The 23,499-nt window shown below is 55.6% G+C and carries 20 protein-coding genes; 12 read left to right on the top strand and 8 right to left on the bottom strand.

The window, feature by feature from the left end; genetic code table 11:
* The first annotated feature begins 29 nt into the window (after positions 1-29).
* From comD to ROA7450_RS06840, 3 genes are read left to right on the top strand one after another with little or no spacing between them, the layout of a single operon-like run.
* Positions 30-536 carry a sulfopyruvate decarboxylase subunit alpha gene (gene comD, locus ROA7450_RS06850; protein WP_085804941.1) on the top strand — a complete coding sequence of 169 codons (507 nt, stop codon included), beginning with the start codon at positions 30-32 and terminating at the stop codon, positions 534-536.
* Entirely contained in the window at positions 533-1,087 is a 555-nt protein-coding gene (gene comE / locus ROA7450_RS06845) for a sulfopyruvate decarboxylase subunit beta (RefSeq protein WP_085804940.1), read from the top strand. The genes comD and comE overlap by 4 nt, the downstream gene beginning before the upstream one ends.
* Positions 1,087-2,199, top strand: a complete 1,113-nt coding sequence (locus ROA7450_RS06840) for an alpha-hydroxy acid oxidase (protein WP_085804939.1) — start codon at positions 1,087-1,089, stop codon at positions 2,197-2,199. Before comE ends, ROA7450_RS06840 begins: the two co-directional genes overlap by 1 nt.
* 485 nt (positions 2,200-2,684) lie before the next feature.
* Here ROA7450_RS06840 and ROA7450_RS06835 read toward each other — a convergent pair whose 3' ends face one another.
* From ROA7450_RS06835 to ROA7450_RS21150, 7 genes are all read right to left on the bottom strand, one after another.
* A complete protein-coding gene (locus tag ROA7450_RS06835; RefSeq protein ID WP_085804938.1) occupies positions 2,685-3,617 on the bottom strand; it encodes a 2-hydroxyacid dehydrogenase in 933 nt (310 codons plus the stop codon).
* A 6-nt stretch (positions 3,618-3,623) separates the two neighbouring features.
* Positions 3,624-4,763: a rod shape-determining protein RodA gene (gene rodA / locus ROA7450_RS06830; RefSeq protein WP_085804937.1), complete on the bottom strand. Its 1,140-nt coding sequence runs from the start codon at positions 4,761-4,763 to the stop codon at positions 3,624-3,626.
* A complete protein-coding gene (mrdA, locus tag ROA7450_RS06825) occupies positions 4,760-6,703 on the bottom strand; it encodes a penicillin-binding protein 2 (protein ID WP_085804936.1) in 1,944 nt (647 codons plus the stop codon). The genes rodA and mrdA overlap by 4 nt, the downstream gene beginning before the upstream one ends.
* Positions 6,700-7,200: a rod shape-determining protein MreD gene (locus tag ROA7450_RS06820; RefSeq protein ID WP_234999457.1), complete on the bottom strand. Its 501-nt coding sequence runs from the start codon at positions 7,198-7,200 to the stop codon at positions 6,700-6,702. Before ROA7450_RS06820 ends, mrdA begins: the two co-directional genes overlap by 4 nt.
* Before the next feature lie 88 nt (positions 7,201-7,288).
* On the bottom strand, positions 7,289-8,215 hold the full coding sequence (gene mreC, locus ROA7450_RS06815) for a rod shape-determining protein MreC (protein ID WP_085804934.1): 927 nt from the start codon (positions 8,213-8,215) through the stop codon (positions 7,289-7,291).
* 31 nt (positions 8,216-8,246) lie between these two features.
* Positions 8,247-9,293, bottom strand: coding sequence for a rod shape-determining protein (locus ROA7450_RS06810; protein ID WP_085804933.1), 1,047 nt, complete (start codon positions 9,291-9,293; stop codon positions 8,247-8,249).
* 291 nt (positions 9,294-9,584) lie between these two features.
* Positions 9,585-9,722 carry a hypothetical protein gene (locus tag ROA7450_RS21150; protein ID WP_200812933.1) on the bottom strand — a complete coding sequence of 46 codons (138 nt, stop codon included), beginning with the start codon at positions 9,720-9,722 and terminating at the stop codon, positions 9,585-9,587.
* Positions 9,723-10,879: 1,157 nt separating this feature from the next.
* On the opposite strand from ROA7450_RS21150, the gene pdxR reads away from it, so the two are divergent.
* From pdxR to ROA7450_RS06770, 7 genes are all read left to right on the top strand, one after another.
* Entirely contained in the window at positions 10,880-12,343 is a 1,464-nt protein-coding gene (gene pdxR, locus ROA7450_RS06800) for a MocR-like pyridoxine biosynthesis transcription factor PdxR (protein ID WP_085804931.1), read from the top strand.
* 110 nt (positions 12,344-12,453) lie between these two features.
* Complete coding sequence (xsc, locus tag ROA7450_RS06795; protein ID WP_085804930.1) at positions 12,454-14,229, top strand: sulfoacetaldehyde acetyltransferase; 1,776 nt, start codon at positions 12,454-12,456, stop codon at positions 14,227-14,229.
* A gap of 19 nt (positions 14,230-14,248) precedes the next feature.
* Positions 14,249-15,247: a phosphate acetyltransferase gene (gene pta / locus ROA7450_RS06790; protein WP_085805056.1), complete on the top strand. Its 999-nt coding sequence runs from the start codon at positions 14,249-14,251 to the stop codon at positions 15,245-15,247.
* A gap of 69 nt (positions 15,248-15,316) precedes the next feature.
* Positions 15,317-16,348 (top strand): YeiH family protein, encoded by a 1,032-nt coding sequence (locus ROA7450_RS06785; protein ID WP_085804929.1) that lies wholly within the window; start codon positions 15,317-15,319, stop codon positions 16,346-16,348.
* Between the two features lie 25 nt (positions 16,349-16,373).
* The gene (locus tag ROA7450_RS06780) at positions 16,374-19,172 is read left to right on the top strand and encodes a molybdopterin oxidoreductase family protein (protein ID WP_085804928.1); all 2,799 of its coding nucleotides are present in this window, start codon (positions 16,374-16,376) and stop codon (positions 19,170-19,172) included.
* Entirely contained in the window at positions 19,169-19,933 is a 765-nt protein-coding gene (locus tag ROA7450_RS06775; protein ID WP_085804927.1) for a 4Fe-4S dicluster domain-containing protein, read from the top strand. The genes ROA7450_RS06780 and ROA7450_RS06775 overlap by 4 nt, the downstream gene beginning before the upstream one ends.
* Complete coding sequence (locus tag ROA7450_RS06770) at positions 19,933-20,820, top strand: dimethyl sulfoxide reductase anchor subunit family protein (RefSeq protein WP_085804926.1); 888 nt, start codon at positions 19,933-19,935, stop codon at positions 20,818-20,820. The genes ROA7450_RS06775 and ROA7450_RS06770 overlap by 1 nt, the downstream gene beginning before the upstream one ends.
* Positions 20,821-21,181: 361 nt before the next feature.
* Here ROA7450_RS06770 and ROA7450_RS06765 read toward each other — a convergent pair whose 3' ends face one another.
* Positions 21,182-21,763 (bottom strand): DUF1523 family protein, encoded by a 582-nt coding sequence (locus tag ROA7450_RS06765; RefSeq protein ID WP_085804925.1) that lies wholly within the window; start codon positions 21,761-21,763, stop codon positions 21,182-21,184.
* A gap of 332 nt (positions 21,764-22,095) precedes the next feature.
* Here ROA7450_RS06765 and ROA7450_RS06760 point away from each other — a divergent pair, with 332 nt between their 5' ends.
* Complete coding sequence (locus ROA7450_RS06760; RefSeq protein WP_085804924.1) at positions 22,096-22,695, top strand: TetR/AcrR family transcriptional regulator; 600 nt, start codon at positions 22,096-22,098, stop codon at positions 22,693-22,695.
* 61 nt (positions 22,696-22,756) lie between these two features.
* Positions 22,757-23,455 (top strand): PspA/IM30 family protein, encoded by a 699-nt coding sequence (locus ROA7450_RS06755; RefSeq protein WP_234999456.1) that lies wholly within the window; start codon positions 22,757-22,759, stop codon positions 23,453-23,455.
* The last annotated feature ends 44 nt before the right edge of the window (positions 23,456-23,499 follow it).

Raw genomic sequence — 23,499 nt, 5'->3', positions numbered from 1 at the left:
ATGCTGCGCCAAACAAAAGGAAATCCAAGATGAATATCGACAAGAAGATCACCGATGATCTTGTCGCCAATGATATTTCGTTCATCACCACCGTTCCGTGCAAACAATTGGCCGGTGTAATTGATGAAATTGATGCGCACCCCGAAATTCACCACGTGCCCGCTAACAAAGAAGATGAGGGCATGGGCCTCTGCGCCGGGGCTTTGATGGGTGGCAAGCGCCCCGCCATCATCATGCAAAACACCGCCATCGGGGTGACGATCAACACCTTGGCGACGCTGATCCAATATTACCGCATGCCACTGCCGATGCTGATCTCATACCGCGGCGAGCTGCGTGAGCCCGTTGCCTGTCAGGTCGAAATGGCAGTGCACACCAAGGCGCTGCTGGCCCAGATGAACATCCCGACTTACCACTTCCATAAACAATCTGATGTGGAGGAACTGGACATGATCCTAAAGTACACCTTCATGTGCAACAAACCCGTCGCGATCCTGACCGACGCCAACTTCTGGGGAGGCTACGGAGACCAATGATCCGCTCAGAAATTCTCAAAGACATCGCTCCGATCCTGCGCGACCAGCTGGTGATCTGCAACATCGGTATCCCGTCGCAGGAACTCCACGCCATCGATGACCAGCCGACCAATTTTTACATGCTGGGCACCATGGGCCTCGCATCCTCGATTGGGCTGGGGCTGGCGCTTGCACAACCCAAACCGGTGATCGCGATTGATGGCGACGGCTCGGTCCTGACCAACCTTGGCACTTTTCCCACCATCGCCAACAACGTTGCCGACAACTTTATTTTGCTGCTGATCGACAACGGCTCTTACGGCTCCACTGGCGATCAACCAACCTATGCTGGCAAGAAAACCCGCCTCGAAGAAGTCGCCAAAGCCTGCGGTTGCGAAAACGTCATCACCTGCGAAGGGAAAGACGCAGGCAGTACGCTACAGTCCGCAATCGCCAGCAATCAGATGACCGTCATCGTGGTGAAATGTGAAAGCGGGAACGCAAAATTCCCTGTCATCACCATGGATCCGGTGATCATCCGTGATCGCTTTATGAAGGCCGTCAGCGCCTGATGACCGCATCTTACATCCATAGCGTCGCCGACGCCCGAAGACTGGCGCGGCGGCGGTTGCCATGGATGGTGTTCGACTATATCGATGGCGCGGCGGGCGCAGAGACCGGGGCCAACCGCAACCGCGCCGCCCTTGATGCGATGACCCTGCGCCCGCGCATCCTCACCGATGTCAGCACCCGCTCGCTCAAAACCACCCTCTTTGGCACGCCCTCGCAGCGCCCCTTTGGCATCGCGCCCATGGGCATGTGCAATCTCTCTGCCCTCGGCGCAGACCTGATGCTCGCCCGTCTGGCGGCACGTTACGCTGTCCCCTTGGGCGTCTCCACCGTCGCCTCCACCCCGATGGAAGACCTGATCGACGCCGCCCAGGGCCACGCCTGGTTCCAGCTCTACTTCAGCGGCGACGGCACCGGCACCTTCAAACTGGTCGATCGCGCCAAAGCCGCTGGATACCAAACTCTCGTGCTCACCGTTGACGTGCCCGAGGTTGGCCGCCGCCCGCGCGAATTGCGCCACGGCTTCAAAATGCCCTTCCGCATCGGCCCGCGCCAATTCATCGACTTCGCACTGCACCCGCGCTGGTCACTGGACACCCTGTTCAAGGGCAAGCCACAGATGGCCAATTTCCTGATGGACGGCTTTGAGTTTGACCGCACCGAAAGCCGCGCCAAAGCAAACTGGGACACCCTCAAACGCCTGCGCGACGCTTGGCCAGGCAATCTGGTGGTTAAAGGCGTGCTTGATGTCGAAGACTCCGTCGCCCTCAAGGACCACGGCGTTGATGCCATCCAGATCTCCAGCCACGGCGCGCGCCAGCTCGACAGCGCGCCCGCCCCCTTCACCCTGCTGCCGCAGATCCGCGCCGCGGTCGGAGAGGGCTTCCCTCTCTTCTATGACAGCGGCCTTCGCTCGGGCGAGGATGTTCTGAAATGCCTCCTCTCCGGGGCCGATTTCACCTTTTTGGGTCGCCCCATGCAATTCGCCATCGCCGCCGCTGGGGCCAAAGGGCTCGATCAACTGTGGGAGGTCCTTAGTGACGAACTCAGCATCGCCATGGCCCAAACCGGCCTGACGCAGCTGCCGTCTGTGGGCACCGAGCAAAGCCCTTAGAACCCGCACCTTAAAGCAGCCCTTGGTTCTGAATGCCGCCAATGGCCGCTAAGAGCCCAGTGCAGACGTTGCTGATGCAAAAAACCAGCCGGTTAACAGCCGCGCAAGCGGCCCGGCCATCGTCAGCCCCTCCCTTGGGCTGGCGATATGTCTAACCTAGGCGCTTCAATTGTTTTGTCGGATGTGCTTGGCTGGCATAAAGTGCGTTGAAACTGGCTTTGGGTCGCCTGCCCAGGCGCTGGCCTCCATTCACCGCGCAGGGCAAACGGCAACTAGGCCCGCACCCCGGTCAGAAACCCGAAGGCTTTGCAAAGTCCGCTCTCTGCGCAAAGCAGTCGTCGGATCATGGCGCAATATTCGATACACCAGAGCTCAAATCGATCTTTAACCGCAATTGGCGTAAAGGATTACCGTAAATCTTTTTCCAACTTGTGTACAAAACCCGCGTACAAGTTGTATAACTTGTAAATAAATTTTGGGGCGGGTCAGTAGCCCTGCGTGCGGTCGACCAGATGCAGGAACGAATCGCCCATTTCCCCCCGGCGGATGTTCTGTGCAATTACTTGGACCGCCGTCACGGGCCGGGTTTCAGACGCAATATGTGGCGTGACGGTGACCTTTGGGTGCGACCAGTAGGGGTGTTCTGGTGGCAGCGGTTCCACTCGGAACACATCCAGCGTGGCATGCCCCACGGTTCCGTTGTCCAAGGCCGCCAGCAGGGCCTCATCCTCGATTAACGGCCCGCGCCCCGGGTTCACGAGACACACACCCTTTTTCATCTGGGCCATTCGCTCGGCGTTGATCAGGTTCTCTGTTCCAGCGGTCAGGGGCAGGAGAAGCACAATGATTTCAGCGCTTTGCAGTGCCTGTGTCAACCCGTCCTCGCCGTGCAAGCAGGTGAGGCCTTCGACCTCTTTCGCCGTCCGGCTCCACCCCGTGACCGGAAATCCCAGCCCCGCCAGCGCCTGCCCGCAGGATGTGCCCAAGGCCCCAAGCCCCAGAATGGTCACTGGTCTGTCTTGTGCCAATGGCGGCACATAATCACGCCAAACCCCATCCTGACCCACAACATGTAGGTCGGTATTCAGGTGATGCCGCAACACATGGCCTGTGACCCATTCGATCATCCCCTGCGTCAGCCCATGGTCCACCATCCGCGCCAGTGGCTGTGTGAGTGTTTGATTTACAACGATTTTTTCCACGCCTGCCCATAGACTCAGCACCGCTTTGCAGTTTGTGTAGGGGGTGAAATCATTCAGGTCCCCATTGGGGGCATAGACAATATAATCAACTTTTTCTGGTGCAATGTCGCGCGCCAGGTTCACCTCTAACCCATTGTCCTTGAACGCTTTATGCAAAGGCGCCTGATAGGTGTCCCACCGTTCCGGGCGGGCAGAGAACAAAACATTGATCGGCATTAACGATTACCTTGGCTTATGAACATGCGCACTCTGCACCAGACCAAATCCAATCATCAAAATCAACATCGCCGACCCCCCATAACTCACCATCGGCAGCGGCACCCCCACTACTGGCGCCAGCCCCATGACCATCGCCATGTTGACCACGAAAAACAGGAAAAACGTAATCGCCACACCCATGGTGAGCAGAGAAGAGAACCGATCCTTGTTGGTCATCGCTGTGGCGAAGCAGAAGACGATGACCAGCACATACAGCCCGAGGAGCGAGAATCCTCCAATGAATCCAAACTCTTCCGCGAGTGTCGTGAAAATGAAGTCGGTATGCTTCTCCGGCAAAAAGTTAAGCCGCGATTGCGTGCCCTGCATGAACCCCTTGCCGGTCCAACCGCCTGATCCAAGTGCAATTTTGGATTGGGTGATGTGGTACCCGGTGCCCAATGGGTCCGTTGAGGGATCCAGAAACGTATCAATCCGCTTGTATTGGTAGTCTTTCAACAGCTGCCAATCCGTCCCACGGCTGGAAAACACCGCTTTGACCAGCCCCACGACAGCTGCAAAAACCGCGGCGAAATAGCCCCAATGTACGCCAGCGACAAACATCACCAACCCGCCCCCCGCGAGCAAGAGAATAGACGTGCCCAAATCAGGTTGGCGCAGCACCAGTGCAACCGGCAAAAGAATGATTATAATAGGAATTATAATCCAAATTGGACGCGAGACGCGTTTGAGCGGGAGCCAGTCATAGTAGGCCGCCAGCAGCATAATCAGCGTGATTTTCATCAGCTCTGAGGGCTGCAGACGCATGAAACCAAGGTCGATCCAGCGCTGAGCACCCTTGCTGGTCACACCGACCAGATCCACAGCAACTAACAGCAAGATCGATACGATATAGGCCACGATCGACATATGTCGCCAAAACCAGATGGGCACCATCGCGACAACCAACATGACCGCAAACCCGAGTATATAGCGCTTCATCTGCGGCTCTGCCCAGGGCGAGAAAGACCCACCGGCAACCGAATAGAGCATCAGGAAACCGACGGAGGCGACAGCAGTCAGTAATAGCGCCAGTCCCCAATTCAGATACAGTACCTTCCCGAACCCGCTGGGGACGGTTTTGACGGTATTCTCAAGATAGCTCATGCGCGATCCTGCCGCGGCTTCGAGCGGTTCGGGCGCTTTTTCTGGTATTCCTCTTGCTGGGCTTCGATGTTTTCGCGGTCTTTGGCCGGATATGCCTCGAGCGGTGGATCGCCATCGTAAAGCGCCTGCAAAGTGATGTCGCGGGCGATCGGGGCGGCGGCTTTGGACCCGCCACCGCCGTGTTCCACCACCACGGCCACAGCGACCTTTGGATTGTCGTAGGGGGCGAAGTTCACAAACAGTGCATGGTCACGTCTCTCCCATGGCAGATCACTGTTGCGCCGTACACCTGCGGCCCGTTCTGCGGCCGAGATGTTACGCACCTGACTGGTGCCGGTTTTGCCGGCCATGCGCAGGGTTTCTTCAATGATGCGGCTACGATATGCTGTGCCTCGGCGGCTGTTTGAGACTTCGAACATCGCTTCGCGCACCGCATGAAGATATCTGGGGTTCAGACCTAAATCCTCTCCCGGTAGAGGCGGCTGTTCAACTCCATCAATGGATTTGATCAATCGAGGCTCAACCGAGCGTCCAGTTGCCAAACGCGCTGACATGACAGCCAACTGCAAAGGTGAAGCAAGGACAAAGCCCTGGCCGATAGAGGCGTTCACGCTATCACCAACCTGCCAAGCTTCATCGCGATTGATCTGTTTCCAATCTTTGGTGGGGGCAAGGCCCTTGGCGACGCTGGTCATCGGGAGATCGTGCACCGTGCCCAGCCCCAACAGGCGGGCCATTTCGCTGATTTTTTCGATACCAGTGCGACGCGCCATTTCGTAGTAATAGACATCGCAGCTTTCGCGTAAAGATCTGAGCAGATCGACACTGCCATGTCCACCGCGTTTCCAGCAGTGAAAGCGGCGCCCACTGACTTGTAGGTGGCCTGGGCAATAGACCGTTTCGCCTAAATTGGCATTCCCGCTTTCCAGTGCGGCCAGCGCTGTGACCATTTTGAAGGTGGATCCAGGTGGGTAAACCCCTTGTACAACTTTATTGGGCAGTGGGCGGTATTTGTTTTCGAGAAGCGCATTGTAGTTAGTGCTGGAAATACCCCGCACAAACAAGTTGGGATCATAGCTGGGGGCAGAGACGCAGGCCAGTAGGTCACCGTTCTCGCAATCCATGACGACTGCGGCAGCGCTTTGTCCTTCGAGACGAGAATTCACGTAGGCTTGTAGTTGGTCATTGATTGTGACCTGAATATCAGCACCTGCTTGGCCTTCAACACGTTCTAATTCGCGCATGACCCGGCCAGCGGCGTTCACCTCAACCCGCTTGTTTCCTGCCTTGCCACGCAACGTGTCCTCGCGCCGTTTCTCCAGCCCGATCTTACCGATCTGGAAACGAGGGATCAGCAACAACGCATCAGGAGCATCAATGGTTTCAAGATCGCGGTCGTTCACCGGCCCAACATAGCCAATGACATGAGCGTAGTCGTATCCGGTGGGGTAATGACGCGACAGGCCCACCTCAGGCACGATACCGGGCAGGGCAGGTGTGTTCACGGCGACCCGGCTCACATCATCCCAACTGACGCGGTCTGCGACTGTAACGGGTGTATCGCCGCGCAACTTCTTTAGGTCCTTGAGTGCGCGCTCCAATTCATCCGGATCGAGTTCGATAATACGGGCCAATCGATCAATGACCTCTTCGACATCATCGGCCTCTTCACGGATCATATTGATTCGGTAACTCGGTGCGTTTTCTGCAATGATCACACCATTGCGGTCGTATATCCGTCCGCGTGATGGCGGGATCAAACGCAGGTTGATGCGGTTTTCATCTGCGAGCAGGCGAAACTCATCCGCCTGATCTACCTGCATATAGCGCATACGCCCAGCCAGCACCCCTACAAGGCCAAGTTGAGCCCCACCCAGAATCAAACCCCGACGGGTCATGATTTTCTGGCTGGCTTCATTATCTTTTGGTGGGCGTTTCATATCCCCACTCCCATGGCGGCGATGTCTTTCTTCGTCGTCCTGCGTACCCCAAAAATAACCTGCGTCGCGAAAACGACCAGAGGGTAAACCAGCACTGTGGCAATCACTTGCATCAGATTCAACCCCAATGGCACCTGGTCGACAAATGTCACGCTCAATACCAAGCGGTTCGCGAGGGCGATGGCAGCGACCACAATGGCCACATTGAACCATTCCACCAAAAGCGGTTGTGTTCGGAAGAGCATGGTTCTCCTGCGCTGAAGTTCACATGCCAACACGACGATGACTGACAACAGCCCCGGTGGTCGTTGGAACAATAGATCGGCCAACAAAAAGACGAAAGCAACCAAGATCGCTGGAATGTAATCGGGACGTCGGCGCACCCAGGCCAGAGTAAACGCGAGCATCAAATCTGGCCCGGCCCAGCGGATGGGCCGCAACAAGCGAGGTTCAATCAAATCGCCAGCGTTTTCTGAAATGCCCCGAAATGCAAGCATATCGAGCGGCAGTAAGTGCAAAAAGATCAGGGTAAAGCAGAGCGCAAGATATAGAACACGCTTTGCCCATACCTTTCGTGGGGCAGCTTCAACCATCTTCTTCTTCCGCTCCAAGCGGGGCGTCGCTGGGTGGTGTTAGTTCCTCATCCGCGATCAGGTCTGGAATGAGCAAACTTCCCGGGTCATCGATGGACACGCGGCCAAAGTCGCGTAGCACCCGGAGAAACTCCAACCGCCCATAATCAGCCAGTAGACGCGTCCGTAAACGGCCACCCGGATCTTCTGCCACTTGACCAACCAATAGATCGGCGGGAAATACTTCTCCATCGCCTGAGGTCATGACTCGATCACCGGGGCGAACTTGATCAGAATCTTCAATGAAATCGATGACAGGGGCGAGTGTATTGTCCCCGATTAGTAGGGCACGCTGGCCCGAAGGCTGGATGACAACAGGTATGCGGCTTGAGGTGTCAGTCAACAGGATGACACGCGCGGTGTTTTTCCCTACTCCCGAAATGCGCCCCACCAAACCTAAGCCATCCATAGCTGCCCAGCCGTCAACAATACCGTCGCGCGCGCCAACGTTGATCAAAACAGACTGACGAAATGGCGAGCCGCTGTCTGCGATAACCACGCCAGTGATGTAGGTCAGCCGGGAATCCAACTGTACATTGTTCAGGTCCAACAGGCGGGCATTTTCCTGTTCCAACTGAAGAGCCGCTTCTTTCCACGCCTTCATCTGTTGCAATTCTTGACGAAGATCCTGATTTTGCTGATAGATATGTTGATAGCTTTCGAAATCACGTACGATGTTCACCAGTCCGGTGACAGGTGCCATGGCCCAGTCAAAACTTGGCATGACACTGTCCACGATCTGAGCGCGGAAACGTTCTACACGTGGGCTGTCGATTCGCCAAAGCAGAAACAGTCCAATCAAAAAGAGTAACAGAATGCCTAAAAGAAGCCGCCGAAGCGGGCCAGAATAGGTGCTGCTTTGTGATCGGTCCTTTGCCAATTTTGCTCCCCTTGGTCAAAGGGTGCGCAGGTCAGCTGTCGTAGTCAATCGCGTGGCGCAGTTGCTTTTCAAATTCTAGCGCCTTGCCAGTGCCAAGCGCCACACAGTTCAAGCTATCGTCAGCAATCGAGACCGCGAGACCAGTCTGCTCGCGCAACGCCAGATCCAGATCCCCCAGAAGCGCACCACCGCCGGTTAGCATGACGCCACGATCAACGATGTCCGCGGCCAGATCAGGTGGGGTTGCTTCAAGCGCAGTCATAACGGCCTCGCAAATTTGCTGCACGGGCTCAGATAGTGCTTCGGCAATTTGGGCTTGAGATATTTCGATTTCTTTGGGCACGCCATTCAGCAGATCACGGCCACGAATTTGCATTGAGCTTCCACGCCCATCGTCCGGCATACGCGCCGTGCCGATAGATGTCTTGATTCGCTCGGCGGTTGCTTCGCCAACCAGTAGGTTCTGTTGGCGACGCAAGTAGCTGATGACAGCCTCATCCATGCGGTCGCCACCCACGCGAACCGAGCGCGCGTAAACAATGTCGCCCAAAGACAGCACAGCAACTTCGGTCGTGCCGCCGCCAATATCAACAACCATGTTGCCAGTTGGGTCGGTGATGGGCATGCCTGCTCCGATGGCCGCTGCAATCGGCTCCGCAATCAATCCGGCGCGACCGGCGCCTGCGGATAGAACCGATTGGCGAATGGCGCGTTTTTCCACCGGGGTTGCGCCGTGTGGAACGCAAACGATGATTTTGGGTTTGCCGAGGATCCGACGTTGGTGCACTTTGCGGATAAATTCTTTGATCATCGCTTCGGCGGTATCGAAATCGGCGATGACGCCTTCGCGCATCGGGCGGATCGCCTCAATGCTGCCCGGGGTGCGTCCAAGCATCAGTTTCGCATCTTCGCCAACTGCCAGCACTTTTTTCTGACCATCCTTGACGTGATAAGCGACGACCGAAGGTTCACTGAGGATCACGCCGCGGCCTTTGACATAGACCAGCGTGTTAGCTGTCCCGAGGTCGATGGCCATGTCTGACGAAAACAAACCAGGGATTCTTGAAAAAATCGACATATGCGTATGCGTCCTGTCCGGAAACGTATTTTGGTATTGGCGACGATGCGCCGTGGATTGCGTTCTTATAAGCATCTGCGGCGAAGTGTGAAAGGCCCAGAATCATATCTGATCAGCATCAATTCGCCACTGTGGCAAGCAAAAAGCGCGAACCAATGGCTCGCGCTTCTAATTCTTTAACGAAATGTCAGAACTCTGGTCTGAAACCGTTGTTCTAAATCAATGCATATCTAGAAATGTGCAGATCGCTAAGCCGCTTAGAAAAGCGGCTTTGGCCTGCGCAAACTGATATTACTCTACGACTTCGTTGCCGTATTTGTCATACACTGGTTCAGGTGTGACAACTACAACTTCTTCTTCTTGTTGGGCACAGCCTGCCAGAACAGCAAAGCAAACACCCAGTGCGAGCATGATAGGTTTACGCGACATAGTATTCTCCCTCTAATGCGACTGATTAGTCGAATTGGCGCAGAAACATGTTTCAGCATCTTGCAGCGAATTTCAATACCTTACATGCAAATACGGCAAATTTGCGCGAACCACCGAGATAAATTTGCTGTTCAAGCCGTGTTGCGAAGGTTGCAGACTTTGCATGCACAGAAGTGATAAAACTGTTTTTGAGGCGGAATTATTTATCGATGAACAAACCGTTTGAGCGTTGCTGCATTGATTGAACGGCGTGTCATCATGGCAAATAAAATTGTACTTCCACTTGGTATTTGTTGAATGGGGCGAAGCGGAAAAAGATCTTTGTTGCAGCACCTTTACGGAGAATGGTCGCGGTAATTTCCCCGCTCTGAGAACCGCTAGAGCGCGACCAATTCATTCGCAATCACCGCCAAATTTCGCGCCAAAGGTGATTTGAATAAACGATTGAACCAAAACCGATTCGAATTCAAGTCAGCGAGAACAGCTGTTTGCTTTGAAAATTGAATTCTAAGTTTAATTAATTAAAACAGTATCTTAGATGAATATAGTCTATTGAGCACCACGCATGTTCCGGGTGGCGGCGTGAAATTTGATTGTGCTGGAGAGAATCTGATTTGGAGAAATCGTGTTCTTAGAAGAATGCATGCGCCCGTTTTCTCTGTCGTAATCAAGTTACAGCATCAATGTGGTGAAATTGCTCTTCCCACGTTTGCAGAGAAGTTACACGGGATAGCTGGAACATCACATCACGCCTTGCCGGCAACACCGGCCGCTACGGTTTGCTTGATTCCTTGCACGCTTCAATCTGTGAGCCAATCTGTTTCCTCGTAAGATGTTCCATCCAAAGAACATTGTGCGGCTCAAGAACGCAGCAATGGCAAATTTACCATGCTCTCGAATTTCTTGCGCTTTGCGTTCCGATTGAATGCGGATTTAGGGCCTAAATTGGATAAATTCTATGCATTTGGAGGAAAATGCACCCGGTTATGTTGAGGTCTTACAATTGATTCGCCCGATTCTGGGGCGCGGTGAAATACTAATCGCAGTTCAATGACAATTGATTGCCATTTGTATCGGTGCGGGGTGCGGTTCACTAATAGGTAAAAAATGTGTAAGTCCAAATTACACCCGATATAAGTCCAAATCAGAGTGATCCTATGGCAATATCAATTGAAACGTTCTTTTTGGACCCTGAAGCGCGGGGGACTTTACAGGCGCAAATTCAGCAAATGATCGCCGAAGGAATCCTGTCGGGTCGTTTGCGCAAAGGCGAGAAGCTCCCGTCGTCTCGTAAGTTGGCGTCGCATCTCGGTGTGAGCCGAATCACGGTGACGCTAGCTTACACCGAACTACTGGCGAACGATTACCTCGAGGCACGGGATCGGTCTGGCTATTTCGTCTCTCGCAATGCGCCTGAGCCATCCAAGCTTGAGGCGCGACATCCAAAGCAAGACAAGGTTGATTGGGCCCGCGCGATTGGTCATCGCTTTACTGGGGGGGTTATGCCAGTCAAGCCGCAAGATTGGTCGCGGTACAAGTTTCCGTTCATATACGGGCAGGCTGACCCGGCGCTATTTGATCACACGAACTGGCGGCATTGTGCTTTACAGGCCTTGGGACAGAAAGACTTCCGCGCGCTGACAGCCGATTACTATGATCAAGATGATCCACGTTTGCTTGAATTCATCATGCGCCACACTTTGCCACGGCGCGGGATTTTGGCCGAGCCAGATGAAATTCTGGTCACTATGGGCGCGCAGAATGCACTTTGGTTAACGGCGCAGGTCTTGCTGACGCAGCGCCGCACCGCAGTCAGTGAAAACCCTTGCTACCACGCCCTGCGGGACATTCTGATGCAATCACGCTGTCATCTGGCCGCGATCGATGTGGACCACGATGGGCTGCCGCCGGAAAAACTGCCCGAACAGGCTGATGTGATCTTCACCACACCCAGCCACCAGTCGCCAACGAATGCGACGATGCCGCTGGACCGACGCAAGGAGTTACTGGCCAAGGCGGCAGACATGGACGCCGTGATTGTCGAAGATGATTACGAATTCGAGATTTCATTCCTGCGCTCGCCTCTGCCAGCCTTGAAGTCTCTCGATTCGGATGGGCGTGTGATTTACATCGGCAGTTTCTCAAAGTCGATATTTCCCGGATTGCGGCTGGGCTACATCGTCGGGTCCAAACCGTTCATCCGCGAGGCACGCGCATTGCGCGCCAGTGTATTGCGCCACCCTCCGGGGCATATTCAACGCACTGCAGCCTATTTTCTATCGATGGGTCATTATGACAGCCTGATCCGCAAGATGGGGTTGGTGTTTTCGGAACGTCGTAAAGTCATGGAAACTGCTCTTGCCGATCACGCCCTTCGGATTGGGGGGCAGGGGGAATATGGTGGGTCTTCGATGTGGATGCGTGCGCCAGAGCATGTTGATACTGAACGGCTGGACTTTATGCTTCGAGAGCAGGGCGTTTTGATCGAGCCGGGCCACCCGTTCTTTGATGGTCCGAACCCGCCCAAGAATTATTACCGTCTGGCCTATTCCTCGATTCCAGCAAGCCGAATCCCAGAAGGGATCTCGCGTTTGGCCGAAGTGTTGAAGAATTATAGCTAACTGGCTTTATTCGGATTTCAATCTGGCCCTACTGCCAGTCGCCACCACACCGTAGTTTCGCGTTAACCACTCGGACCAGTCCGATCCATTTCCAATTCAGGAGACGCCCCATGAAAATGACCACGGAAGAAGCATTTGTAAAAACACTGCAAATGCATGGTATTGAACACGCCTTTGGAATCATTGGCTCGGCCATGATGCCAATTTCGGACATCTTCGAAGATGCCGGAATCACTTTCTGGGACTGCGCGCACGAAGGCTCCGGCGGCATGATGGCAGACGGTTACACCCGCGCCACCGGCAAAATGTCGATGATGATCGCACAAAACGGCCCTGGTATCACCAACTTTGTAACTGCAGTTAAAACAGCTTACTGGAACCACACGCCGCTGCTGCTGGTGACACCACAAGCCGCGAACAAAACCATGGGTCAGGGCGGTTTCCAGGAAATGGAACAGATGCGCATGTTCGCTGACTGTGTTTGCTACCAGGAAGAAGTTCGCGACCCATCCCGCATGGCCGAAGTTCTGAGCCGGGTGATCATGAACGCCAAGCGCGCCTCCGCTCCTGCGCAAATCAACGTCCCACGTGACTTCTTCACTCAGGTCGTCGACATCGAGCTGCCAGCGGTAGTTGAGTTTGAACTGCCTCAAGGTGGTGCAACAGCCGTATCCGAAGCGGCTGCTCTGCTGTCGAGCGCGAAAAACCCTGTCATCCTGAACGGTGCCGGTACCGTTCTGTCGAAAGGCGGCATCGCAGCGTCCAAAGCACTGGCTGAGCGTCTCGACGCCCCAGTTTGCGTTGGTTACCAGCATAACGACGCCTTCCCAGGCTCGCACCCACTGTTCGCCGGTCCTCTGGGCTACAACGGCTCCAAAGCCGGTATGGAACTGATCAAGGAAGCCGACGTTGTTCTCTGCCTTGGCACCCGTTTGAACCCATTCTCCACACTGCCGGGTTATGGCATGGAGTACTGGCCAGCAGATGCGAAAATCATTCAGGTTGACATCAACCCTGATCGCATCGGCCTGACCAAGAAGGTTTCTGTTGGTATCGTTGGCGACGCTGCCACCGTTGCAAACAACATCCTGGCACAGCTGTCAGACAGCGCCGGTGACGAAGGCCGCGACGCGCGCAAAGCGAACATCGCTGAGAAAAAATCGCGCTGGGCGCAAGAGCTGACCTCGATGGATCACGAGCAAGACGACCCAGGTACAACCTGGAACGAGCGTGCCCGCGACGCCAAGCCTGACTGGCTGTCACCACGCAAAGCATGGCGTGCGATTCAATCCGCTCTGCCAAAAGACGCGATCATCTCGTCCGACATCGGCAACAACTGCGCCATCGGTAACGCCTATCCTTCGTTCGAAGAAGGCCGCAAATATCTGGCACCTGGCCTGTTTGGTCCTTGTGGTTACGGTCTGCCATCGGTTGTTGGTGCGAAAATCGGTTGCCCTGATGTGCCTGTTGTTGGCTTTTCTGGCGACGGTGCCTTCGGTATCGCTGTGACAGAACTGACTGCGATTGGCCGTGAAGAATGGCCCGCTGTGACCCAAGTTGTTTTCCGCAACTACCAGTGGGGTGCTGAAAAGCGTAACTCGACTCTTTGGTTCGACGACAACTTCGTCGGCACCGAGCTGGACACTCAAGTGTCTTACGCAGGTATCGCCAGCGCATGTGGTCTCAAAGGCGTTGTCGCCCGCACCATGGACGAGCTGACAGATGCGCTGGCGCAAGCTTGTGAAGATCAGAAAAAAGGTATCACCACCCTGATCGAAGCCATGATCAACCAAGAACTGGGTGAGCCATTCCGCCGCGACGCGATGAAGAAGCCAGTTCAAGTTGCTGGCATCGACAAAGCCGACATGCGCGAACAGCAAGTCTAAGATTGGGATGTTGGACGGTATGACATTACGCCCGGTTGAACTTCTACAATCGCTGGCACCTGTCAGCCGCCCAACCATCGCATTAAGCGAAGGCAGTGATCCCCGCGTTGTCGCGGGGGCGCTGGCCGCCATTTCGGCAGATATTGCCGATATCATTCTGGTCGGCCCCGAGGCCGACATTCAAGCCGAGCTTGAAGCGCAAAGCGCATCTGACAGCTCGCATCTTTCTATTCACGATCCTGCCACATCCGACCTGACAGCTGGCTTTGCCGCGGCCTTCTTTGATCTGCGCAAGCACAAAGGCGTAGACGAGGCCAAGTCCCAAGTCGCCATGCTGAACCCCGTGACCTATGCCGCCATGCTGGTGCGTCTGGGCCATGCAACCGGCACCGTTGGGGGCGCGGTCAATACCACCTCCGACATCGTGCGCGCCGCCATTCAGGTGATCGGAAAGGCCCCTGATGCCGCGATGGTGTCGTCATTCTTTCTGATGTACCCGCCGTCCGAGGATGGCCGCACAATGCTCTATTCAGACTGCGGTCTGGTTATTGATCCGAGTGCGCAAGAGTTGGCTTCGATTGCTGAAGCCTCCGCAAAATCCTGTCAGTCGCTTCTGCGGCAGGAGCCAAAGATTGCCATGCTATCTTTTTCGACCAAGGGCAGTGCTAGTCACCCCGCGGTCGCCAAGGTTGAAACTGCGACTCAAGCGTTGCGTGACAATCGCCCAGACCTGAATGTTGATGGCGAGTTACAATTTGACGCGGCCTTTGTGCCGTCGGTGGGCGAAAAGAAAAGCCCCGGCTCGCAGGTTGCCGGGCTGGCCAATGTTATGATCTTCCCAAATCTGGATGCGGGTAACATCGGTTACAAAATCACCCAGCGACTGGGCGGATACGCGGCCATCGGGCCCATTATGCAAGGGTTGGACAAACCCGCCAACGACCTCTCGCGCGGATGTGTCGCCGAGGATGTCACCCAAATGATCGCCGTAACCGCCTTGCAGGCGCTGGCAGACTGAAACCAAGGCAGCAGATCCTCGGCCCTGCTGAGTGATGCCACCCATATTGAGTAAAGGACGAAGCAAGATATGGCGTCGGCACTTTCAAACCCTTCCGGTCGGATCGCGGAGGCACGGGCACAGATTGGCGTGCTGTTTCCGGGCGTGATGATGTCCATCATCGTCGCGGTTACGGCCAAATTCCTGTCCGAGCATTACGGTACCCCCGCGATGTTGTTGGCCTTGTTGCTTGGTATCGCGGTCAGCTTCCTGAGCGAAGAGGGCAAGGCCGTCCCGGGTATCGGATTTTCATCCCGTACTTTGCTGCGTTTGGGCGTAGCGTTGCTTGGTGTGCGTGTTTCCATGACCCTGATGGCCGGACTGAATATTCAGCTTGTTGCTCTGATCATCGCAGGGGTGGTTTTGACCATCGGGTTTGGGCTGCTGGTTGGCCCACTGTTCGGCCATAAGTGGCGGTTCTCACTTCTGACCGCAGGCTCGGTGGCCATTTGTGGGGCCTCTGCCGCCATGGCGATCAGTGCTATTCTACCGCGCGATGAACGCTCCGAAGAGCGACTGATTTTTACAGTCGTCGGCGTGACTGTTCTGTCGACCGTGGCGATGATCGTTTACCCGATTCTAGTCTCCACATTGCAGATGGATGACTTTGCCGGGGGCGTTTTCCTGGGGGCCACGATCCACGATGTGGCACAGGTTGTCGGCGCTGGTTTCTCAATCTCTGAACAAGCAGGCGATACCGCAACTTTGGTCAAACTGGTACGCGTTGCGATGCTAGCACCGATTGTCCTCGTGGCGTCATTGGCCATTCGCCATTATGCAGCGGAAGATGGGTCCGACAAACGCCCGCCCATCCTTCCGGGTTTCGTGATTGGCTTTATCGTATTGGCGGCCCTCAGCTCCTTCGGGGTGATCCCGACAGCTGTTGCTGATTTCGCAGGTCAGACCTCGCGCTGGCTGTTGTTGATCGCCATCGCGGCGGTCGGAATGAAAACAAACCTCAAGCAAGTAGCTTCTGTCGGAGGGGCAGCAATTGCCCTGATTGTCGTGGAAACTATTTTCATTGCGGTTCTTATGCTTACAGGAATAATGTTCCTGAGTTAGTCCAACGGGGAGAAAAAATAGCCAGATGAATATCCAGCAACCGAAAATAGATACTTCCCCCAAGGTCTCGGACGAGATCCGAAAAACCACCTGTTATATGTGCGCCTGTCGCTGCGGTATTAACGTCCACATGAAGGACGGCAAGGTCGCCTATATCGAGGGCAACCGCGATCATCCGGTGAACAAAGGCGTACTCTGCGCCAAGGGCAGCGCAGGCATTATGCAGGTCAACGCGCCGTCTCGTCTCAAGGCCCCGATGAAACGTGTCGGCCCCCGTGGATCAGGCGAGTTTGAAGAGATCAGCTGGGACGAAGCACTGGACATGGCCGTTGGCCTGCTCAAGCCGATCCGCGAAAAAGACCCCAAGAAACTAGCCTTCTTCACCGGCCGCGACCAATCACAAAGCTTCACCGGGTTCTGGGCGCAAAACTTCGGCACGCCAAACTTTGCGGCGCACGGCGGCTTCTGTTCCGTCAACATGGCCGCAGGCGGCATCTACACCATGGGCGGCGCCTTTTGGGAATTTGGCCAACCTGATTGGGACCGCACCAAACTCTTCATGCTGTTTGGCGTCGCCGAAGACCATGATTCCAACCCGATCAAAATCGGCATCGGCAAGGTCAAAGGCCGTGGTGGTAAGATCATCGGCGTCAATCCCATCCGCTCTGGCTACAACGCCGTGGCAGATGAATGGGTGGGGATCACTCCCGGCACCGACGGTCTGTTCATCCTGGCGATGGTTCATGAGCTGTTCCGCGCCGGTAAGCTGGATCTGGAATATCTCTCACGCTTCACCAACGCACCTGTATTGATCGATGCCGAGACCGGCCTGCTGATGCGCGATGACGCGGGCAAAGAACTGGTCATCGACCGCCGTACTGGCAAACTGGTCGCCTTTGACCAAAAGGGCATCCTACCCGACCTTGCCGCCAACCATGAAGGCAACCGCACGGTCTTCCAGCTGATGGCGGAAAAATACCTGGATCCGCAATACGCACCCGATGCTGTGGCCGAGCGTTGCGGTATCTCTGCCGACCGCATCCGGAAAATCACATCGGAACTGGCCCGCGTCGCCTTTGATGAGGCGTTTGAACTGGATCAAAGCTGGACCGATTTCCGCGGCGACACGCACGACAAGATGGTTGGCCGCCCGGTTTCCTTCCACTCGATGCGCGGTGTTTCCGCCCACTCCAATGGGTTCCAGACCTGCCGCGCGCTGCACCTGCTGCAGATCATCCTCGGCACGGTCGAGGTTCCCGGCGGTTTCCGGTTCAAGCCGCCCTATCCCAAGCCGGTCAGCGCCCACCCCAAGCCACATGGCAAAGTGACCTGCAACGCGGCGCTGGATGGTCCGCACTTGGGTTTCGTGCATGGCCCGGATGATCTGATGCTAAATGGTGACGGCTCGCCGATCCGCCTGGACAAGGCGTTCACTTGGGAAAATCCGATGTCCAGCCACGGGCTGATGCATATGGTCATCTCCAACGCCCATGCCGGTGACCCGTACAAGATCGACACGCTGTTCATGTATATGGCGAACATGTCCTGGAACTCTTCGATGAATTCCGGCGGTGTGATGGAGATGCTGACCGAAAAGGATGAGAACGGCGATTACGTGATCCCGAACATCATCTATTCCGATGCTTACAGTTCGGAAATGGTCGCCTATGCCGATCTGATCCTGCCTGACACCACCTATCTGGAGCGTCATGACTGCATCAGCCTTCTGGACCGTCCAATTTGCGAGGCCGAAGCCGCCGCTGACGCCATCCGCTGGCCGGTGATCGAGCCTGACCGCGACGTGCGCGGCTTCCAGACCACGCTGGTGCATCTGGCCAACCGTCTGGGCATGCCGGGTTTCGTCAACGAGGACGGCTCTGCGAAATACGAGGACTACGCCGACTATATCGTCAATCACGAACGCAAACCCGGCATCGGCCCCTTGGCTGGCTTCCGCGGCAAGGGCGGCGACAAGGTTGGTCGTGGTGAAGTAAACCCGGATCAGCTGGATAAATATATTGAAAACGGTGGCTTCTATGTGGAGCATATCCCGGAAGGGGCTGATTTCTATAAGCCGTGGAACAGCGCCTATCAGGACTGGGCGGTCGGCATGGGCATCTATGACAAGCCCGAGCCGTACCTGTTTTCGCTCTACTCTGAACCGATGCGCAAATTCCAACGCGCGGCCGAAGGTCATGGCGACCGCCAACCGCCTGAACATTTGCGCGAACGGGTCAAGGCCACGATGGACCCGCTGCCGATCTGGTATGCCCCGTTTGAGGACAGCCATGTCGACACGGATGAGTTCACTGTGCATGCCCTGACACAGCGCCCGATGGCGATGTATCACTCTTGGGGTACGCAAAACGCTTGGCTGCGCCAGATCCATGGCCGCAACCCGCTCTACATCCCAACCAAGATCTGGGAGGCGAACGGCTTTGAAGATGGCGACTGGGCCAAGGTGAGTTCGGCCCACGGATCCATCACCGTGCCAGTGGCCCATATGGCTGCGCTGAACGAAAGCACGGTCTGGACGTGGAACGCTATTGGCAAGCGCAAGGGCGCTTGGGCGTTGGAAAACGACGCACCCGAGGCGACCAAGGGCTTCCTGCTCAACCATCTTATTCACGAGCTGTTGCCACCCAAAGGCGATGGACTCAGGTGGGCCAACTCTGATCCGATCACCGGGCAGGCGGCTTGGTTTGACCTGCGCGTGAAGATCGAAAAATCCGCCGCACCTGCGGAATGTGATCCGGCCTTCCCACCGATCAAATCACCGGTCGGGCAGGGACCAAAAGAACTGACATGGAAGGTGGGCAAATGACAACGCTACCCGGAAAGACCGAAAAGAAGCTTGGCCTTGTCATTGATCTGGATACTTGCGTTGGCTGCCACGCCTGCGTGATTTCCTGCAAAGGCTGGAACACTGAAAACTACGGCGCGCCGCTGTCGGATCAGGACCCTTACGGTGGCGATCCCTCGGGTACCTTTCTGAACCGGGTGCACAGTTACGAAGTGCAGCCGCTGGCCACCAGCGACAAACCACACCCTGCAGCGCAGCTGATTCACTTCCCGAAGTCCTGCCTGCACTGCGAGGACGCGCCCTGCGTTACTGTCTGCCCCACCGGGGCCAGTTACAAACGGGTCGAGGACGGGATCGTTCTGGTCAACGAAAGCGACTGTATCGGGTGCGGCCTTTGCGCGTGGTCCTGCCCCTACGGCGCGCGCGAGTTGGATCAGGCCGAAGGCGTGATGAAGAAATGTACGCTCTGCGTCGACCGGATTTATAATGAAAACCTGCCCGAGGTGGACCGTGTGCCATCCTGTGTTCGAACCTGCCCCGCAGGCGCGCGCCACTTTGGCGACTTTGCCGATCCCGAAAGCAACGTGTCCAAGCTGACCGCCGAACGCGGCGGCATGGACCTGATGCCTGAACAAGGCACCAAACCCGTCAACAAATACCTGCCACCCCGGCCCAAAGACGAAATGGACCAGATCGATGTTCTGGCACCTTTCCTCGCCCCGGTTGCCGAAGAGCCTGCGGGCTTTGTCGGTTGGCTTGATAAAATGCTGGAGAAAATCTGATGCATCCCGCACCCTCAGTAATTGTCTTCACCACCCTGTCCGGTCTGGGCTTTGGTCTTTTGTTCTGGCTGGGTCTCGGCCTGCCAGCGGTCACCGGCTGGGTTGCCTTTGTCATGTTCGCCATCGCCTATGCCATGGCGGTGGGTGGCCTGTTGGCGTCGACCTTTCACCTTGGACACCCTGAACGGGCGATGAAAGCTTTCAGCCAATGGCGCTCCAGCTGGCTCAGCCGCGAAGGTTGCTGCGCCGTGGGCGCCTTGGTCGTAATGGGCCTCTATGCGCTGGGCGCTGTGTTCCTTGGCCAAACCTGGACCCTTTTGGGCTGGATCGGCGCGCTGCTGTCCCTGCTGACCGTCTTCACCACCTCGATGATCTACACTCAGCTGAAAACCATTCCGCGCTGGAACATGGGTCTGACCCCAGTAATGTTCCTGTCGTTCAGCCTTGCAGGCGGGGCTTTGATGGCCGGTCAGGTTCGGTTGGCGATTGTGCTGCTGCTGATCGCGGCGCTGGTGCAACTCGCCTATTGGAAACAGGGTGACATGGCTCTGGCTGTCTCTGGCACCAATCTGGGCACGGCCACTGGTCTTGGTGATCGAGGCGAAGTCCGCGCGTTCGAGCCACCCCACACCGGCACCAACTATCTGCTGCGTGAATTCGTACATGTTGTCGGCCGCAAACACGCCGCCAAACTGCGGGTGATCTCCTTTGCACTGGCCTTCGTGCTGCCGCTCGCGATCCTGCTGCTGACCATATTGGCCAACACTGGGCACCACGTTCTGCCATTCTTTGCCGTGCTGTCACATCTCGCTGGTGTGGCCACATCACGCTGGCTGTTCTTTGCACAGGCCGAGCATGTGGTCGGATTGTACTACGGCAAGCACTGAATCTTTCAGGCGGCGTACTCAAAGCGCGCCGTCTGAGTTAATTTTGTTCGCCGCCCTGATTTGCAACAGGGCAGGCAAATGTAAAAACCACTTACCTCCCAACCCCATAGGCTCAATATACGGTATCGTGTTTTCGGCACTTCCCGATGGCGCAGAGCATGTGTCCTCTGCAGCGCGAAGCATTTTATTCTTCGAGATCGAGTTATAATTCGCCGCCAATGTGTTGTTGCCGAAAACTGTGGTTCGGGCAGGGCGTCGATGGGTTTCGTTAAGCGGTCGCTATTTCTCCGCATCCTCCAACGACGAAGTATGCTGATAATACAGTTGCCTAGAACGGTGAGGGTTTCGAGGTGATCAAGATTCATCCCCACCCGTCGGTCCACTCATCAACCTTTGGGTTGATCTTGTTCTCGCGAAACCGTTTCCAACGCACACGCACCGCCCAGAACAAGGCAAACAGTACGATCAGGAAGACGATGTTGAACCAAGGGATAATGCGCACATCCGGGCCGCTAACTGGCCAGATCTTCAGAGCATTGGGATAGACCGACATCATCTCAATCCGCCAGCCATAGTGTTTCACCGCAACCCACTGCGCATTTTCCGCGTTTTTCTTCGAAATCAGGTCGGACGCTTCGGCCTGTAGGTTGGCCGTGTCAAACTTCATATAGGGCGGCCAGCCCCAACCCGTGTCTTCATTGCGGTAAATGCGCGGCTTATCTTTGGGTGAAAATGCCTGAATGAAAAATACATCGCGGCTGGCCACTTCGGAACTGCTGCCAGCATCCCCGCTACTCCAGAATATCGAATTACTGCCCGGATCGACGCGCTTTTCATAGGTGTCGGTAATCCGCACCACGTCATAATGGGGCAACGTGTAGTGTAGAAACGACACCACCAGCAGCAAGATCAATGCCTGAAGTGTACGTTTTACATAGATCATTCCGAGTTCGCTCCTGATTATGTCCTAACGATATAGGATCGCCGTGTCCGCGGCGACGGGTAAAATGGGATTTGCAGCATCAAATCATGGTTCAGCGCTGCCAGAGAAAGGCCTCCCGCCTTAAATAAAATGTATCTTCGTTTCTGCACAAGGGGTTGAGCTGTAAGAATTCCAGTCTTCTGTCACTTTCGCATTGTTCGATGACTGGTGGTCTTGGGGTTGCCCGGGCTCTAGGCAATGTTCAGGCACATTTAAAATGATCCGTTGACAAAGGGCACTTGGGTTCAAATCCATTTTAGAGTAAGCCATGAACGCAGTTCAACGAGGGGAATATGGCAGGTAAAGTTGAAAAACGGCGCGAGGAATTGCGCAAGAAGCTGATCTCCATTGCCGAACAGCGGATCAAGGAAGAAGGGATTTCTGCCATTAAGGCGCGCGACCTCGCGAAAGCGGCGAACTGTGCCGTCGGTGCAATCTATAATGTCTTTGATGATCTCTTTGACATCGTGATTGCCGTGAACGGTATCACCTTCCAACATCTCGGGCAGGCGGTGGCCGCCAGTCTGGTAGGCAACGAAAATGCGCCGCCAACTGAGCGGCTGATTGTAATGTCGCATGCCTATCTCGAATTCGCCGCAGCCAACCCGCGCACCTGGCGCACGCTGTTTGACGCGCGTATGTCGACCGAGATGGAAATCCCGGCCTGGTATCTTGCGGAACTGGAGCGCCTGTTCGGGTTCATCGCCGGCCCGGTTCGGGAATGCTTCCCGGATACGTCGGACGAAGACGTCAGCCTGATGACCCGGGCGCTGTTCTCTTCTGTGCATGGTATTGTGCTGCTGGGATTGGAAAACCGGATCTCCGGCGTGCCGGATGATCAGATCAAGCGCATGATCTCGATCACGTTGCAGCAGTTAACTGGAAACAAATAGTTTCTGAACATTGTTCAAAATAGTTATTGAACAATGTTCATTTCTTTTCTACATCCAATCCATGAACAACGTTCACGAATGGAGATTGAAAATGTTAGCCACTTTGAAAACCCTCTTCACTGGCGCAAACGCCCGGGCCGAGGAGTGCGTCCGCGACACCTTTGCCCTTGAATTGATTGACCAGAAAATTCGCGAAACAGAATCGCAACTGAAAGCCGCCAAGGCAACGCTGGCCACTTTGATGCAGCGAGAGCGGTCCGAGCAGCGCCTCTATGAGGCCGTCACCGGCCGGATCGAATCCATGCTGACCCGCGCGCAGGCCGCGCTAAAAGAGGGCCGGGACGACATGGCCACCCAAGCCGCCGAAGCCATCGCCACGATGGAAAACGAGGCGCAGTTGCGCAAAGACACCCTTGATCGCCTCGAGATGCAGATCACCCGCCTGAAAACGTCGGTCGGGGCCGCGCACCGTCGGATCATCGACCTCAAGCAAGGCGCCATCACCGCCAAGGCCATGCGCCGCGAACAGCAAATGCAAAGCCGCCTGAATTCAACCATCGCCAGCACCTCCAGCGCGGACGAAGCCGAAGAGCTGATCGCCAAGGTCATCGGCAAGGATGATCCGTTCGAGCAGTCGCAAATTCTGGCCGAGATCAATGATGATCTAAACCACAACACGCTAGAGGACCGCATGGCGGCACAGGGTTTCGGCCCTGCCACAAAGGTCACCGCCCAAGATGTGCTGAACCGCCTGAAATAAGACGCTCCCAATTAAAACCAAACTTGAAAACGAAGGACTATTGA

The sequence above is a fragment of the Roseovarius albus genome (genome assembly GCF_900172335.1).
Classification (GTDB): Bacteria; Pseudomonadota; Alphaproteobacteria; order Rhodobacterales; family Rhodobacteraceae; genus Roseovarius; species Roseovarius albus.
This window is presented reverse-complemented; position numbering and strand designations above follow the sequence as displayed.

Coding starts and splice junctions, on each gene's coding strand:
- comD (WP_085804941.1), top strand. CDS start 30: ATGAATATCGACAAGAAGATCACCGATGATCTTGTCGCCAATGATATT.
- comE (WP_085804940.1), top strand. CDS start 533: ATGATCCGCTCAGAAATTCTCAAAGACATCGCTCCGATCCTGCGCGAC.
- ROA7450_RS06840 (WP_085804939.1), top strand. CDS start 1,087: ATGACCGCATCTTACATCCATAGCGTCGCCGACGCCCGAAGACTGGCG.
- ROA7450_RS06835 (WP_085804938.1), bottom strand. CDS start 3,617: ATGCCGATCAATGTTTTGTTCTCTGCCCGCCCGGAACGGTGGGACACC.
- rodA (WP_085804937.1), bottom strand. CDS start 4,763: ATGAGCTATCTTGAGAATACCGTCAAAACCGTCCCCAGCGGGTTCGGG.
- mrdA (WP_085804936.1), bottom strand. CDS start 6,703: ATGAAACGCCCACCAAAAGATAATGAAGCCAGCCAGAAAATCATGACC.
- ROA7450_RS06820 (WP_234999457.1), bottom strand. CDS start 7,200: ATGCTTGCATTTCGGGGCATTTCAGAAAACGCTGGCGATTTGATTGAA.
- ROA7450_RS06810 (WP_085804933.1), bottom strand. CDS start 9,293: ATGTCGATTTTTTCAAGAATCCCTGGTTTGTTTTCGTCAGACATGGCC.
- ROA7450_RS21150 (WP_200812933.1), bottom strand. CDS start 9,722: ATGTCGCGTAAACCTATCATGCTCGCACTGGGTGTTTGCTTTGCTGTT.
- pdxR (WP_085804931.1), top strand. CDS start 10,880: ATGGCAATATCAATTGAAACGTTCTTTTTGGACCCTGAAGCGCGGGGG.
- xsc (WP_085804930.1), top strand. CDS start 12,454: ATGAAAATGACCACGGAAGAAGCATTTGTAAAAACACTGCAAATGCAT.
- pta (WP_085805056.1), top strand. CDS start 14,249: ATGACATTACGCCCGGTTGAACTTCTACAATCGCTGGCACCTGTCAGC.
- ROA7450_RS06785 (WP_085804929.1), top strand. CDS start 15,317: ATGGCGTCGGCACTTTCAAACCCTTCCGGTCGGATCGCGGAGGCACGG.
- ROA7450_RS06780 (WP_085804928.1), top strand. CDS start 16,374: ATGAATATCCAGCAACCGAAAATAGATACTTCCCCCAAGGTCTCGGAC.
- ROA7450_RS06775 (WP_085804927.1), top strand. CDS start 19,169: ATGACAACGCTACCCGGAAAGACCGAAAAGAAGCTTGGCCTTGTCATT.
- ROA7450_RS06770 (WP_085804926.1), top strand. CDS start 19,933: ATGCATCCCGCACCCTCAGTAATTGTCTTCACCACCCTGTCCGGTCTG.
- ROA7450_RS06765 (WP_085804925.1), bottom strand. CDS start 21,763: ATGATCTATGTAAAACGTACACTTCAGGCATTGATCTTGCTGCTGGTG.
- ROA7450_RS06760 (WP_085804924.1), top strand. CDS start 22,096: ATGGCAGGTAAAGTTGAAAAACGGCGCGAGGAATTGCGCAAGAAGCTG.
- ROA7450_RS06755 (WP_234999456.1), top strand. CDS start 22,757: ATGAACAACGTTCACGAATGGAGATTGAAAATGTTAGCCACTTTGAAA.